The sequence below is a fragment of the Dyadobacter sp. HNCC25DJ187 genome (assembly GCF_056895255.1).
Map to the genome: position 1 here is coordinate 191,912 of NZ_JBXHAT010000002.1, position 15,278 is coordinate 207,189.

The window sequence follows — 15,278 nt, forward strand, 5'->3', positions numbered from 1 at the left end:
CGGGAAACTCCAGCTTGAAATAAGAAATATGATAAGTTCTGAAATTGAATCAACAGAAAAGGTTTCTGCCAGGCGCGGGAAAAAATCAACATTTCGGAAGGTCAATGACTGGCTTCACCTCTGGCTGGGACTGGCATCGGGCATCGTCGTTTTCGTGGTTTGCATTACTGCGGCTATATGGGTTTTCAATGAGGAAATCATGTACCTTACTGAACCGGCAATCCGTGCTGAAAGACGCAATGAACCAGTGTTGGTTCCATCGAAAGTACTCGAAATTGCAAACCAGCACTATCCCGAAAAATCTGCTTCATATGCTTACTACCAGCAAGGTACGGCAATAAGAGTGGGTGTGGGTACCGAGCGCGACCCGGAACGGCATACCCTATTTCTGAACCCTTATTCCGGTCAGGTTCAGGGAAGTAAAACTTATCAGAAAGGCGAAACCGGATTTTTTGAATGGATATTGGAAGGGCATCAGCACCTATGGCTTCCAAAGGATCTTGGCCAGCCTCTGGTAAACTACGGAACGCTGGTTTTCGTATTGTTGCTGATTTCAGGGTTGATCTGGTGGTATCCCGCAAAATGGACGAGTAGCGCACGCCATAAGAGTTTTAACGTCAAATGGAAAGCGGGATGGAAGCGCATTAATGTGGACCTGCACAATGTACTGGGCTTTTATTCACTTTTGATCTTGCTTGCACTCGCGCTGTCTGGCATGGTTTACGGACTCCCCTTGTATAGTAAAGGGTTGTATTGGGTTACATCGGGAGGAGATTCCGAACCTGAATGGAAACGGGTAAGCTCTGATCCGACCCAGCAGGGCAAACATTACACCTACAACCAGGCACTGGATCTGACCTGGGCAAGAATGATCAAAGAGAATCAGTCAGCAGGAGGATTTTTCTATGCCTTTCCGGATTCTACTCAGCCGAAGTCCACCATCAGTATACGTACCTATCCGGCACCTGGTAGGTTTTACGACGTGGCCCGACATACTTTCGACCGCCATACGTTGGAAAAACTCGACTTTTTTGAAGTTTTTGATAAAAGTTTCGAAGCCTCTTCCGCCGGTGCAAAAATGCGCAGAATGAATTATGATATCCATATCGGAACCATCTTTGGAATGCCTGGTAAAGTACTGGCTTTCCTGTGTTCGCTGATCGGTGCTTCTCTTCCGGTTACCGGTTTTATTGTGTGGTGGAACCGAAAAGGATTTGGTAAAAGAAAATCGGGCAAGAGTCAAGCCGGTATAGGAAAATCTATACCGAAGGTATCCTGATGTATTTCTATTTTAAATCAAAACTTACGCATGTATCATTCGTGAATAAATTCTTAAAATATATAGCCGCGATCTACGCCATTTGCATGTTCAGCACCGGGCAGGCGCAGGATCAGCAAACGGTTTTGTTTTCCGGCCTGGTGGTGGACGAATCCCGTACGCCTATTCCCGGCGCCGCTGTGGTTTTTACTTCAACCAACCATGATGTACTTACCGATGCGAACGGGAGCTTTTCTCTACCTCTAAGACCCGGGAAGCACACGTTTACCATCAGCAGTATGGGTTTTAAATCCCGAAAAATCGAGCTGGTTTTAGCGTCTGATACTGAACAGAGCTATACACTTTCTGCTGACCTTCGTGATTTGCGGGAGGTAACCGTAATGGGAAAAACTGAGCTTACGGAGGTGAAAGAGCGGGTTTTTGCTGTGGATGTATTGGATCTGAAAGCAGTGGCGGGGCGCAATCTGGAAATTAACCGTCTGCTGGACGCCATGCCGGGTATCAGGGTGAGAGAAACAGGTGGAATGGGGTCGGAATTTAACTATTCCATTCACGGATTGTCGGGGAAATCTGTCCGGTTCTTCGTGGATGGTGTGCCCATGGAAGCTTATGGTACGGGTTATAGTCTACAAAATTTCCCTGTCAATTCGCTTGACCGTATTGAGGTGTACAAAGGAGTAACGCCTATCGAATTGAGCGGCGATGCGCTTGGCGGTTCCATCAATCTGATCACACGTAAGGACCTGGGAAACTATCTCGATGTGTCATATAGTATCGGTTCTTTTCAAACGCATAAAGCCGAACTTTCCGGCAAATGGAGACAGCAAAACGGACTCACTTTTCAGCTCGGCAGCTCTTACCGTTATTCAGACAACAACTACAAAGTATGGGGCAATACCGTGGAAGTAGCAGACGAATTCGGCAAACCGATCGCGGGCGAAAAGTACAGACGTTTTAACGATGATTTCGGGGCATTGAATGTGAAAGCCGAAGTAGGCATCACCAACAAACCCTGGGCAGATGCACTGATGCTCGGAATTATTGCTTCCGACATGAAAAAAGGAGTCCAGACCGGTCGTACCATGGCTTTTGTTTACGGCGAAGTACGCTACGCTGAAAAGCTTCTGGCTCCTTCCATGCGTTATTCGAAAAAAAATCCGAAGGGGCTGAGTGTTGATGTGTATGGAGTGCTCAATCGGCTGGAAGCGCAAACCACCGATACCAGTTCATGGAAGTACAATTGGGCACAAACCATCATCGGACGAACTGCCGGCGAACTCAATGGTATCAGAGCTCAGAAATCGGAATACCAGTTTGAAGATCGCAATGCGATGCTGATCGCCAACAGTTCTTATGCATTAAATCCTCACCATACACTGGCAGCTAGTTTTTCGTATCATGGAACCAGCCGAACGGGCAGTGATGCGCTGGCTACTGCAGAATGGACAATTCCCTTCCGTGAACCACAGCACGTGAACCGGCATGTGGCTGCATTGTCCTACCAAACTGTGTTTTGGGATGAGAAGTTGACCAGTATGTTTTTTATTAAAAACTTTGGATACGCTGCCCGTACCAATGTTTACAATTACAACGGAGGCCAGCAAAAGGAGCTCATTCCCTACTTGTCTGAAAGTAACAAATGGGGAGCGGGTTTAGGGTCAAAGTACCAGGTCAGTACTGGTACGCTGATAAAGCTGTCCTTTGAAAACACAACACGCATGCCTGACGGTGTGGAGTTGCTGGGTAATGGCAATACGATCCTGAACGCGCCTGGATTGAGACCGGAAAGAAGCAGCAATTTGAATACGGGGATTTCTCAGTCGTTCCGGACAGAGCAGGACAAATGGAGCTACGAACTTGGTTTCTACTTCAGAAACACCCGCGACCTGATCTGGCTTGGAGAGGGAGATCTATATGGAACATCCCGGTACGAGAATATTGATAAACTGCGCAGCATGGGCGGCGACTTTTCAATTCGTTATGCCCACAAAAAATGGCTGGAAATAAACGGAGCTGTGACTTACCAGGACGTTCGTAACAGGCAGCGATTTACGCCTAACGGAGCTGCAAACCTGGTTTACAACGACAGAATGAAAAACATGCCGTCACTCATGGCCAACGGTGAGGTACGTGTGAAACACCCATCTGCTTTCGGTGGCCATGGTGATCTGAGTTTCTATGCAGGCACCGACTACGTACAGGGCTTCTTCCTGAGCTGGCCGAGCTTGGGCGACCGCTCCACCAAAAAGCGGATTCCAACACAATTTCTTCAAAATACGGGACTTACCTACACTATGCTTCAAAACAGCGTGAATGTGAGCCTGGAATGCCGGAACATTTTCGACCGGCAGGTTTACGACAACTTCCTGCTGCAGAAACCGGGAAGATTTATCAGCTTGAATATCAGGTACTTTTTACATAATTAATAACTAAACAAAAATGAAAAGAAGCATAATTAATTTCTGGATACTGTTTTCCATCGTCAGCTTTGGTCTTTTGTCTTGTAACGACAGTACAGATCCTGTGGACGTACAACCTGAAGAGGAACCAACGGAGGAGAAACCGGCAGAACAGCATTTCACCATATCTGCCTGGGCAACCGGCTCTGAGCAATACATTGCGCCTGTTCGTTCGTTGACAGAAGGTAAACTTACCTTCAAAGGAAATGGACTTGAAGCACAGGGATCCCGCTACCTTTGGCATAAGCAATACGTTTACCAAATGAACCTTCCTGAGAAAAAATTCATCCAGTATGAAATGAAAACAGATGGTACAATTGCGCAAAAATCCTATATCCTGACTGACGGAATTGTTCCGAATTATTTTCAGTCTTTGAACGTGATCGACGACAATACCTTGCTGGTATTGGGAGGTTTAGATGATAACAAAGGACAGGTTGGTTGGGCGAGAATACGAGTGGCTGATTTTTCAGTAATCGACAAAGGAACATTGACTGTTCCATATGATGCTGCAAAACCTGATGTAACCTTTTATCTGGGACGTGGATTTGTCGACAATGGTAAATTCATATTGGGAGGCTATTTCTACAACGCTTCCACAAGAGGTTACGTAGTGGAAGGAACCAAAGCATTGGTTTTTGACTACCCGGCGATGAACAACATGAAAGTGATCAGTACCAACCTTACCAATGGCAGTGTTGGATACGACTATCTGCATACGGTGGATAAGGATGAAGAAGGGAATCACTACTTCGTGGTAAGTTCCGGGAAATACTGGACGGGTAACGGCGGTAAATCAGGTGTATTAAGAATTAAAAAAGGAACTGAAGAATTCGATCCTACCTACTTCTTTGATGTAACAACGGCCGTTGGCGTACAGAATGAAGCTTGTCTGATGGGAATGAACTACGTTGGAAACGGAATCGCGTTCGGAACGGTGCAGTACGAGAATAAAATGGCATCGGTGAGGGATCGTCTGACCGATGTTGCACAGGTTGTGAAACTGAATCTGAACACGAAAACTGTAACGGTGATGAATACCCCCCTTAGCCCTGTAGGTATGGTGCGGTCCCCACTGGTATTCAACAATAAATATTACACAGGCATAAGTCCGGTTGGTAAAGAGGCATTCATCTACGAGTTTGATCCTGCCGGCGGAGCGGACAGCTTCAAAAAAGGTCTTGCTCTTGACGGAGGTGGCTACATGCAGGTGCAGCTTATCGCACCTAATCCGACGAAGTAAAAATCATCAGGTTCATTTTAAATACACCCCCGTGCTCATGGCCTTGAAACGAGTAGTTTCAAGGCTTTTTTTATACACTTACATCCGAAACATCCTCAATCTCAAACTGGATACACTTCGGGATTCTACTGAAAGATTTTACCAGAGCGATCATGACACACAAACTCAGCTCATAACCTATATCGTATCTTATAAAGAGCTTTCTATTAAATCACGGAAATCCTTCTCTTCCATCATCCCATTCTTGCGAGTCATAAGCTTCCCATTTTTATACAGTAAAAAAGCCGGTATTTCATCAATTCCCAATTCTTTTGCCAAGGCCTTGTTTGCATCATAATCGACGGTTTCAATGCTTGCCCTACCCTGATATTGCGATTTTATTCTTGTTATGGTTGGAAGCATTTTGATACAAGGTGCACACCACTTCGCGTAAAAATCAATCAGCACTACGCCTGAAGAAGCTGTTAACTTGTTAAATTCAGCCATATTCATCCCTTTTGCAGCGCTGACTTCTGCACCTTCTACTTTTTTTCCGGAAGATGACCATTTTAAATAACCACCTTTTAATTCATATACCTCAATGAAACCATTTTCTGTAAGTGCTTTTGAAGCCAAGGCGCTACGTCCACCCGACAGGCAGTATACAAAAACCGGCTTACTTTTATCTAAAGTCTTTATTTCTTCCTTAAAATTTGGTGACTTATAGTCCAAATTTCTGGAATTCTTCAAGTGTCCGTCCTGATACTCGTCTGCAGTACGGACATCAATCAATTGCGCTTGATTCAAACCTGAAAACTTACTTTCAAATTCATCAGTACTAAGCTGTGTCTGTGCATTTGCACTCAATACAAAAAGCGCCAGAGAGATTGACAGGATATATATCTTTTTTTTGGATACCATATTGAAAGCTAATTTATATTTAAATGTCATGTTAATTAACGAAGAATCATCTCATTCATCATCATCGATCCGAAAAATATGATCAATAGCGCCATTTCCCATCTAAGATCTTGAATGATACTTTAACAGGGCAATTCTAATCGCAAGGTAGAATTTGTTTTTATTTTTCTTCATGGTTACACTGTAAATACGAATCTTAATCCCCTGGACTCCCAAACATAGGCTTCATGAAAATCGGGACTATCGTCTCAAAAAAATGATCGTTTAAGGCGAAGCTGGCGTACGTTGAGTAAACCTAGCCACTGAGCTTATGACCTATTCAAATAAATTGTTTGACCGCTTTGACAAGTTAGACACATCCATCAATATATGGCTGGTTGCAAATAGTATCCGTATTCTACGATTTTCCATAGGCCTTGTGTTCCTGGGCTTCGGGTTTTTAAAATTTTTCTCCGGTATCAGTCCAATTGAGGTTCTGGCAACCCGCACTACGACCCAACTTACTTTCGGTATTTTTTATGGCCACCAGGCTATGATTTTTGTTGCCATTCTGGAATGCCTGATTGGCTTATGCTTTCTAACCGGTTTCTTTTTGCGTGTGGGAGTATGGTTACTTGCGCTGCAAATGGTTGGAGCTATATCACCAATTTTCTTATACCCATCCGAACTTTTTCCCGGCCCTTTGCATGCCCCGAGCCTGGAGGCACAATACATTATCAAGGACATTATTTTAATAGCAGCCGGAATGGTGATTGCATCAACCTGGACTGGCGCACGTATCACAGCTAATCCGCAAAGCTTACGTAGTACTCTTATCAAACGTATACCTGATGTTAATAAGCTCGAACGCGCTTTACCATAGATAGCCATCCAATCTGCATCTGATAAAATCAGATGCAGATTGAACGAAGTATGAAAGGAAGAGTAGTTCTATAGCTGGCAACATTTTTACCTTAGTAGCCTTTAAGGCCAGTTTAGGAAAGAGGTAAACAAGAACTTTGTTTCCTGGCACTATTACATGTCCATTTGCACTCTTTTGAAAATATGACCTCCCTGATCGAAGAATTTATTAGCCAGACAAGTTATTTTGCAATCTTTCTCCTGATGCTTCTGGAAAATATTTTTCCGCCTCTGCCATCTGAAATCATCCTGTCTCTCAGCGGCATAACAGCGGCCCGTGGCGAAATAAATCCATTTCTTGCAATTCTTTCCGCGACTTCAGGCTCGTTAGCAGGAGCAGGTTTTTGGTACTGGTTGGCGAATAAAGTTGGTCACGATCGTTTGGAAAATTGGATTAGCCGACATGGAGCTTGGATAGGTATTTCTGATAAATCATACCAAAAGGCACTTCGGTTTTTCGACAAGCACGCCACTGCAGCCGTTTTCTGGGGAAGAATGGTGCCAACTTTCAGAACTTTTATATCCATTCCGGCAGGACTCGTAGCGATGAAATTAACAAGGTTTCTTATTTACACCTTCATCGGTACGTTAAGCTGGTCGTCACTTGTTTTTTTGCTGCTTATTATTTCGGAAACAAATACCAAAGTGCTTTTGATGTGGTGGGAAAGGCATTCAACATGATCTTTTTTGGTTTACTCCTGCTCTATGCGATGCGGCTCGTTAGAAAGTGGTTCAAAAGCAAAAAAAGCTGACCTAAACAACTTTTCACAAAACTCTCCAATATATCCGCCACATCACCGCAGGGATCCAGAACAGATTTTTTTTGCTGCTCCTCCTATCCTGAATCCCCGTCACCATAGTTTACATGCCGAATAGTTTGTGGTTAGACAAGTAGCTTTATTTCTGATACCGCAGCGGGGGCCCACCTTTGTACCATAGCTACCACTCACTTCCAACGATATAAAATGCCTGTCTGGCGAACTAACACTCAGCAATTCCAAAAATCTTTGCATTTCCCTGGCGCTCTTACCCAGGCTCACTATTGGTTAATTTCTGTTTAAAATCAGTATTATAACTAATTGAGTTTTGACGCCTATCTGAACTTCTATTTGTAGCACGATATGCAAAAATGTGTGTCGCATGTTGGAACCACCGTAATATTAAAATTTAATGATCAGCACCTGGCACCTCTACATCGCCTCAATCTCCACCACCACACTCGTCCTTCGCGTATTTACAACCGGATTGAATCCCGCCGTCATCAGATACTCTCCTGAATAAATCTGATCTTCTTTCAACGCGGATTTCGTATCTGGATATAGATTCAACTCTTTTACTCTATATTTTTTTGTAGCATCCAGTCCTTCCAGGCGAATGGGCGTATCCGAGCCATCACCATTTCTGTTGCCGACCAAATATGAGAACAGAATTGCTTTGGACTTATTTTTGGTAGCGAACATGAGCGCGGCATAGTCATTTTTCTTAGGATCCACCAATCTGAAAAGATCCCCCTGGAAAATGACATCTTTCACTGCATTGTAAGTAGCAACAGCCTGCTGACTGAATTTGAAATCCTTTTCATTTAAATGACTTACCACGATATCATATCCCAACCGGCCCATCATGGCCACATCGGTACGAAATTTCAGGGGCTGTTTTCCCCAATCCGTTACGTGTGCACTTTGCGTGATGGCCGGAAAAAAGTAAGAATATTCCCATTGCATAAACACTCTTTCCAATGGATCCGTATTGTCGCTGGGCCAGAATTCTGTAAAATATTTTAGTGCTTCGTAATCAGCACGGCCACCGCCCCCAGAGCAAAGCATCATCGGCACTTTTGGATACTTTGCCCGCAGCTTTTCGAGAACCTTGTACAATCCCTTTACATAATCCACATAAAACTGAGACTGACTTTGTTTGCTTTTTTCAAGATAGGGAGAGTAAGCATTGTAGGTGACCGCGTTGCAATCCCATTTGATGTAAGCGATATCCGGATTTTCAGTGAAAAGTTTATCCAGAATTCCATAGACAAAATTTTGCACTTCCGGATTTGTCAAATCCAGCGGAAGCTGATTTCTCATGTAATGTTCAGGGCGTTGCGGCTGCTTTACAACCCAATCCGGATGTTTTTCATATAATTCACTTTTAGGATTTACCATCTCCGGTTCGACCCAGATCCCAAATTTTATCCCTGTCTTTTGTGCTTCCTTCACCAGATAGCCAATACCATGAGGAAGTTTTTTAACGTTTTCCTGCCAATCTCCCAAGCCCGCCCCGTCGCTGTTTCTTGGGTATTTATTGGCAAACCAGCCGTCATCCAACAAAAACAGATCGACACCCAGCTTTTTACCATCTTTGAAAAGTTCAGAAAGTTTGTCTTCATTAAAGTCGAAATAAGTGGCTTCCCAGTTGTTCAGAAGCGTCATTCTGGTTCCTTCACCGTCCAGAATTCTGTATTTTCTGGCCCAGTTATGCAAATTGCGACTTGCTTCGCCTTTTCCATTTTCTGAGAACGTGTAAATAAAAGAAGGCGTTTTAAATTCCTGTTTTGAAGCGAGCGGGTACGAGGAAGCAAAGGGGTTTATACCCGCGATTAACCGCAAATTATGGTAAGAATCAACCTCAAATTCCATTTTGAAATTTCCTGACCACGCCAATGTTCCCAGTAAAACTTTTCCTTCGGTTTCTGTTGCCGGTTTATCAAAAGACAAGGAGAAACTTGGTGGCTGATACAGATTGGCGCGAGTCCCTAATTTAGAATCCAATACCCGTATTCCGGCTGTCAACAGTTCCTCTTCCGGATTCATTTCTTTGGCCCATGTCCCATTGTAATGCGTCAGATAATAATCCTTTGCAATAAAATACAGATTTGCGGATGCGTATTTTTCAAGCGTGACAGGCTTTTTCTCGTCGCTTTTAATGACACTCCACTGCTCAACTACATCTTCCTGAAAATAGGTTTTGTAAAAAAGTATTACCTCAACCGGGTACACCGGGTCTTTCAACACGATGTTTGTCAGACTCACATTGTCATTTTCTTTCTTAGTATGATGGCTAACATATACAAGATCCAATGATTTATTTCCATCGCCATGTGTGAGCTGAAGAGCCGGTTCGGACACGCTCCATGTTCCGGAAGGGGTGTAAACAGAATTGTAAATACCCGCATTTCCGTCACGTTGCCGGCTTTGGGAAGGAATGAGCTGGTATTCCTCCGGCTGACTTAATTTCTTCCCAAAATAGGTTATCCCAAGATGGTTTTCCTTATCCGTTTGCAGCACGATAACGTTTTGTCTGGTTTCTATCGGGATAAGGATTGGCGCATTCTGGGCAAAAGAATCAGTTGCAATGATGATTAGTAAAACAGAGTGGATTATTTTCTTAAACATAAATGATCTAATTACTATTGATTGATTTTATTCTCCTTGACCAAACCGGATTGCTTTTATTCTAAGTGGCATTCCGGTAAAGACAAAGTAAATATCTTTTATACCTGCCACTGCACCAGGAGTGACTTCGAGAATCATTTTATCCTTGTATTCACCCGAAAACTTACCTAAAAGAATTCCGTCGACAGCGCCGGCATGTATTTCGACTGTTCCTGAAAGCGGCGTGGACGAATTTCTTCCCGGAGCTCGGATAATCTCAATTTGTTTAATACCTGTAAGATCAGTCCCTTTGAGTCTGAAAGATGCTCCGGAGTTCCTGACAAATGCCATGGTACTGTCATTGCTGAAGCTAATTTCTTTAAACTGGTCGGCATAAGATACCGGAACTATCGGACTGCGCAGTACCAGCGTTGATTCCGACGACTGAGCAGGTGCTGTTTTTGTGCCTTTGTCGGTGTAGGCGGCGCGGAAAATGAAGCTACCTTCCATGTCTCCTTTTGGTACAACAGTTGTGTAACTGCCCTTTACAGGGAGCGTTTTAGCAGGTTTGGGTGCATCGGACAAGCTCAGAATGTACTTTACAATTGCTTTGACATCACTTTCGGCCATTGTCGGATGGGCGGGCATAAAAGCATCTCCCCAAACACCTGAACCACCTTTTAAAATCTTGTCAGATAATGCTATCACCGCAGTTGGATCGCCTTTGTATTTTGAAGAAACCGCTTTGAACGAAGGTCCCAACATCTTTTCATTCGTAGCATGGCAAGCCTTACAATCTCCGTTATTAATCAGTGAAATAGCGGTGGCAAATTGCGCAGACGCATCTACACTTAATTGTTTTTGAGCTATTTTGGTCAAATTAAACCCTTCTGACAAATAATTGGTGCTGACTGAAACCTGGGAGGGCAATATCTTCTTGTTTGCCAGACTGCCGTCTTCCTTGTCGCTGACGTTAACCTGATACTGGATACTGTTTCCTGGAAAAAAGAAAGTAGTATTGCCTTTGGTTACTTTAAAATCTACCACAGGCGGCTCATTACCAGCTTTTATCTCGACCGACTTAGCATTTTTCTCTCCGGCCTTGTCCGTCACCGTTAAGGTTGCCTTGTAAGTACCTGGTGTGGTAAATGTAACAGATGGATTGGCTTCTTTCAGGATTTTAAAAGCCCCATTATTTTTAGTAATCACCCATTCGTATTGCAATACATCATCCTGATCATAGTCTCTGGTTCCTGCTGACGAAAGTGTCACCTGCATAGGAAGTGCTCCCGCCGTTTTGCTCACTGACGCTTCTACCAATGGTTTTCTGTTTCCGCTATTGTACTCGATCCGGATCAGTTCTGCCTCGGGATTATCTTTGAAATACCCGTTCCCATATTCAAGCACGTACAGATCACCTTCCGGTCCGAATTTCATATCAATAGGCCCTTTCAGTTTCAGATCAGGCAGAAAGCGCTCCATGGATTTGTACTCACCGCTTTCATTCATTTCTACTACATTCACCCAGCCCCGTACCCAGTCGGTGATAAACCATTTACCTTCATAATATTCCGGAAACGATCGTGAGGCCTTTTTGAAATCATCTTTCCTAAAAACCGGCCCTCCCACTGCGCTGTTACCGCCGCTTTCCATTAACGGAAACTCTTGGCTTTGCGCTTTCGAATACCAGATAAAAGCAGGCTGCGCAACCGGAAGCTCTTTTAAACCGGAGCTGTTTGGAGAATTGTTAACAGGTTTTGCGGCATCAAATGGTCCTGCTGAAACTTTGGTTGCAAAATCATATTTTATATACGCTTTGTTGTCGGCAACGAAGTATGGCCATCCGTAAAATCCCGGACCCTTGGCACGGTTGAACTCATCGTAGGATTGCGGACCGCGTTTTTCCAAATCGTCTCGTGATCCATCCGGACCAACTTCACCCCAATAAAGCCATCCGGTTTTCGAATCGATGGTTGGCCGCCAGGGATTTCTGTTACCCATTGTGTAAATCTCAGGTCTGGTTTGAGGCGTCCCCACAGGAAAGAGATTGCCTTTTGGAATCGTGTATGGGGCGGCCCCTGCCGTGCCATCTGGTTCAGGATGGATTCTCAGAATTTTGCCCCTCAAATCATTTGTATTTGGGGACGACTTCTGAGAATCACGGGCAGATTCCCCAGGTCTTTCATCAAGAGGAGCAAAACCATCTGAAGCACGTGAAAATGTATTATCGCCGGTGGTCAAATACAGGTTTTTATCCTTATCGAATGTCATCCCTCCACCAACATGGCAGCATTCCTCACGCTGAACGGGCACTTCCAAAACCACCTTTCGGCTGCTTTCAAGTAACCCTTTGCCATGCCACTCGTAGCGTACCAGGACATTTTTTGCCTCATCACCAGCAAGAGAATAGTAAATATAAATCCAGTGATTTTTCTCATAATCCGGATCAAGGATGATTCCCTGCATACCATCCTCCCCTTCTGTTACTTCTCCTGCTTTATTAACATATTTTGTGCTGACTGCAAACTCAGCAACTGTTTCAAGTGCTTTTGACTTTGGATCGTACATCTTCAATTTGCCCTTCCTTTCGGCAAACAGAACCCTGCCGTCTCTTAAAACCTGAAACTGCATAGGCTCTTCCAGTCGCTGAGCAAGTACAACTTTGGTAAACCGGTTGCTTTCCGGTTTACCAGGCGATTGTGCCCAAGACGAGCATGTTATTAAAAGTAAACCGGAGAAGGCCAACGCCATTTTTAAGGGCATGTGCAAACACATATTCATTAAATAGCAAGATTTTAACATCAAGATTAGGAGTAAGATAGCTCTTGTAATGTGAGAAGTAATTAAAGAAAGAAAAAGGGAAGGAAGAAATTACTTCTTCCTCTTCCTCTACATAAAAGCATTGTTGTAGTGGCAGATTTAAGATTATATTATTTACACAGCTGATAAGCCTTACTCAGAAACGGTTTATACATCGGCTCGTGCTTTGGCATGTTCAGATAAAACAACACAATCATATTGTTTTCGGGATCTATAATATAATCTGTGCCGTACAATCCTCCCCAGGCAAAGGCAGTGTTGGAAACCTCCGGAACCGGCTTTTTTTCAGCGTTGTAAAGTTCAAATCCAAGCCCGAACTGAAACCCTTTACCGCCTGAATTTTCAGCAGGCAAACGGTTGACTTTTGTCATTAACTCAATTGTCTCCGGTTTGAGAATACGTTTCCCGTTAAACTCGCCTTTATTCAGAAGCATCTGACAGAATTTGGCATAGTCTCCAATAGGTCCGTTCAGACCGATGGCTCCCTCCGCATAAGTTTGAATCGGGCTGATCGTTGTCTCACTAAATTTATTTGACTGCGGAACGAGTTTCCCATCAATGTCGCTGTAAGCTTTCACAAACCTGTTCAGTTTAGATGGTTCATAATACCAATCCGTTTCAGTCATTCCTAATGGATCCAGAACAGTTGATTTGACGTATTCACGCAGACTTTTGCCAGCTATAAGCTCTACCATGTAAGCAAGCATATTCGTGCTGATATGGTAACTCCACTCGCTGCCCGGATCGAATCCCAGAGGATATTTTGCCAGGGCAATTACATCATCTCTCAGGTATTTCGCCGTGCCAGCCCCGCCAGTCCGCTGTCCCGGTCCCGCCGTTGGTGCGGCTTCCGAGGTTGCAGCTGCATTCTTTTTCTCCATTTCAGCCCGGCGCGCCTTTCCTACCAGCCCGGCGCTGGTTCCAGACGAATGCGACATCAGATGCGCGAATGTCATCGGTGTTTTCACCGGCCTTGTTTCGAATGTCCCATCCTCTTTGATGGCTGTCGCGACCTTGTCTGAAATTTCGGGAAAATATTTAGAAACCGGGTCGTCTACCGAAACCAGCCCTTTCTCCACCAGTGTCATAAAAGCTACGGTTGTCACAGCCTTTGTTTGCGAAAAAAGAATGTAGTAGTCGTCAATCGAAGCGGGAACCTGGTTTTCAACATCTTTGTAGCCAAATGCTTTATTGTATACCACGTTTCCACCTTTCGCTACAAAACCAACAAGGCTGCTGGCTTTCTTTTGATCAATGAAACTCTGTAGCAGAGAGTCGATACGTTTGGTTTTCTCTTCACTGGTACCAATGGCTTTCAGGTTCGCGTTGTAGTTTAACGCTTGCGCCGAGGCAGATTTCTGTTGAGCTGTGGCACCTGCACACACTGCGAGAAGTGCCAGGCTCAAATATATTTTTTTCATAGTTTGGTTAGTTTCAATCTACTATTTATCGCCGACAAATCTGAGTGTATCAGCAGATACGACTGGTACACCGGAGTATGCAATCAGGCTGATTTTACCTTTCGTTGCCTCCTTTGGGATTCTTAATATCAACTGGCCGGGTGCTTTACTTACAAAGTCTGTTATCGGTTCGATTACACCTGTAAACAATATGCCCATTGTCAAATCCAGATTTGTACCTGCAATGGTCAGATTTTTCTCACGTTCCGCACGTGCGGGTGCAAAACTTTTCAATACAGGCAATGTCACCACAAGCTCCGTTTCAGACTCAATGGAAAGCGGGTCTGTGCCACCGGCAGAGAATGTGAGCAGACCGGTTTGTGCACCAAATGGCACGGTTACAACCAGCTCGGTCATGGTCTGGCTCACAAATTCAATGACCGTAGTGTCTGATGCAAATGTGACTTCCCTCACCCAGTTGAGGTACTCTCCGGTGATGGTAATATGATCACCCGGCTTGGCCTGCGCTGGTATTTTAGCAATTTTAACAGCTACTTCCAGGCTCAATATTGTTTTTGAAACAATGTCGCCTGCTGTTGTTTTCAGAGTCACGAGTCCTTCCGATGTTTCATTGGGAACTTTCAATGTAATACGCTCAGGAGTTTGCCTCACGAATGCAGATGCCGGAACACTGGCGCCTGTCAATTCAATGGAAGTTACTTTGTCCAGGTTTTTTCCGATAAAGCTGATGGTGTCACCAAACATCACCCCGGACGGTCCGAAACTAAGTAATTGCACCTGATCACTCTTGGTAACTTCGTTTTCGTTGCAGGCAACGAGTAATCTGAAGATCAGTAATAAAACTGTCACGGTTAAAAACCGCAGGTATATTCGTTTTTTCATAATGGA

General features: G+C 44.2%; 10 protein-coding genes. 5 read left to right on the plus strand and 5 right to left on the minus strand.

Annotated features, from left to right (window positions below):
• Positions 1-28 precede the first annotated feature (28 nt).
• From AC1XUE_RS11835 to AC1XUE_RS11845, 3 genes are read left to right on the plus strand one after another with little or no spacing between them, the layout of a single operon-like run.
• Positions 29-1,279, plus strand: coding sequence for a PepSY-associated TM helix domain-containing protein (locus AC1XUE_RS11835; RefSeq protein WP_483356186.1), 1,251 nt, complete (start codon positions 29-31; stop codon positions 1,277-1,279).
• A 41-nt stretch (positions 1,280-1,320) separates the two neighbouring features.
• The gene (locus AC1XUE_RS11840; protein ID WP_483356187.1) at positions 1,321-3,705 is read left to right on the plus strand and encodes a TonB-dependent receptor; all 2,385 of its coding nucleotides are present in this window, start codon (positions 1,321-1,323) and stop codon (positions 3,703-3,705) included.
• Positions 3,706-3,718: 13 nt separating this feature from the next.
• Positions 3,719-4,981, plus strand: a complete 1,263-nt coding sequence (locus AC1XUE_RS11845) for a DUF4374 domain-containing protein (protein WP_483356188.1) — start codon at positions 3,719-3,721, stop codon at positions 4,979-4,981.
• 189 nt (positions 4,982-5,170) lie between these two features.
• On the opposite strand, the gene AC1XUE_RS11850 is transcribed toward AC1XUE_RS11845, so the two are convergent.
• The gene (locus AC1XUE_RS11850) at positions 5,171-5,911 is read right to left on the minus strand and encodes a thioredoxin domain-containing protein (RefSeq protein ID WP_483356189.1); all 741 of its coding nucleotides are present in this window, start codon (positions 5,909-5,911) and stop codon (positions 5,171-5,173) included.
• A 280-nt stretch (positions 5,912-6,191) separates the two neighbouring features.
• Here AC1XUE_RS11850 and AC1XUE_RS11855 point away from each other — a divergent pair, with 280 nt between their 5' ends.
• Positions 6,192-6,743 carry a DoxX family membrane protein gene (locus AC1XUE_RS11855; RefSeq protein ID WP_483356190.1) on the plus strand — a complete coding sequence of 184 codons (552 nt, stop codon included), beginning with the start codon at positions 6,192-6,194 and terminating at the stop codon, positions 6,741-6,743.
• 182 nt (positions 6,744-6,925) lie between these two features.
• Positions 6,926-7,462, plus strand: a complete 537-nt coding sequence (locus AC1XUE_RS11860) for a DedA family protein (protein ID WP_483356191.1) — start codon at positions 6,926-6,928, stop codon at positions 7,460-7,462.
• Between the two features lie 509 nt (positions 7,463-7,971).
• Here AC1XUE_RS11860 and AC1XUE_RS11865 read toward each other — a convergent pair.
• From AC1XUE_RS11865 to AC1XUE_RS11880, 4 genes are all read right to left on the minus strand, one after another.
• Positions 7,972-10,170 carry an alpha-galactosidase gene (locus tag AC1XUE_RS11865; protein WP_483356192.1) on the minus strand — a complete coding sequence of 733 codons (2,199 nt, stop codon included), beginning with the start codon at positions 10,168-10,170 and terminating at the stop codon, positions 7,972-7,974.
• Between the two features lie 27 nt (positions 10,171-10,197).
• On the minus strand, positions 10,198-12,900 hold the full coding sequence (locus AC1XUE_RS11870; RefSeq protein WP_483356193.1) for a PQQ-dependent sugar dehydrogenase: 2,703 nt from the start codon (positions 12,898-12,900) through the stop codon (positions 10,198-10,200).
• A gap of 179 nt (positions 12,901-13,079) precedes the next feature.
• Positions 13,080-14,390 carry a serine hydrolase domain-containing protein gene (locus tag AC1XUE_RS11875; protein WP_483356194.1) on the minus strand — a complete coding sequence of 437 codons (1,311 nt, stop codon included), beginning with the start codon at positions 14,388-14,390 and terminating at the stop codon, positions 13,080-13,082.
• Between the two features lie 21 nt (positions 14,391-14,411).
• Positions 14,412-15,272 (minus strand): hypothetical protein, encoded by an 861-nt coding sequence (locus AC1XUE_RS11880; RefSeq protein ID WP_483356195.1) that lies wholly within the window; start codon positions 15,270-15,272, stop codon positions 14,412-14,414.
• Positions 15,273-15,278 lie beyond the last annotated feature (6 nt).

Coding starts and splice junctions, on each gene's coding strand:
- AC1XUE_RS11855 (WP_483356190.1), top strand. CDS start 6,192: ATGACCTATTCAAATAAATTGTTTGACCGCTTTGACAAGTTAGACACA.
- AC1XUE_RS11835 (WP_483356186.1), top strand. CDS start 29: ATGATAAGTTCTGAAATTGAATCAACAGAAAAGGTTTCTGCCAGGCGC.
- AC1XUE_RS11865 (WP_483356192.1), bottom strand. CDS start 10,170: ATGTTTAAGAAAATAATCCACTCTGTTTTACTAATCATCATTGCAACT.
- AC1XUE_RS11870 (WP_483356193.1), bottom strand. CDS start 12,900: ATGGCGTTGGCCTTCTCCGGTTTACTTTTAATAACATGCTCGTCTTGG.
- AC1XUE_RS11880 (WP_483356195.1), bottom strand. CDS start 15,272: ATGAAAAAACGAATATACCTGCGGTTTTTAACCGTGACAGTTTTATTA.
- AC1XUE_RS11845 (WP_483356188.1), top strand. CDS start 3,719: ATGAAAAGAAGCATAATTAATTTCTGGATACTGTTTTCCATCGTCAGC.
- AC1XUE_RS11875 (WP_483356194.1), bottom strand. CDS start 14,390: ATGAAAAAAATATATTTGAGCCTGGCACTTCTCGCAGTGTGTGCAGGT.
- AC1XUE_RS11860 (WP_483356191.1), top strand. CDS start 6,926: ATGACCTCCCTGATCGAAGAATTTATTAGCCAGACAAGTTATTTTGCA.
- AC1XUE_RS11850 (WP_483356189.1), bottom strand. CDS start 5,911: ATGACATTTAAATATAAATTAGCTTTCAATATGGTATCCAAAAAAAAG.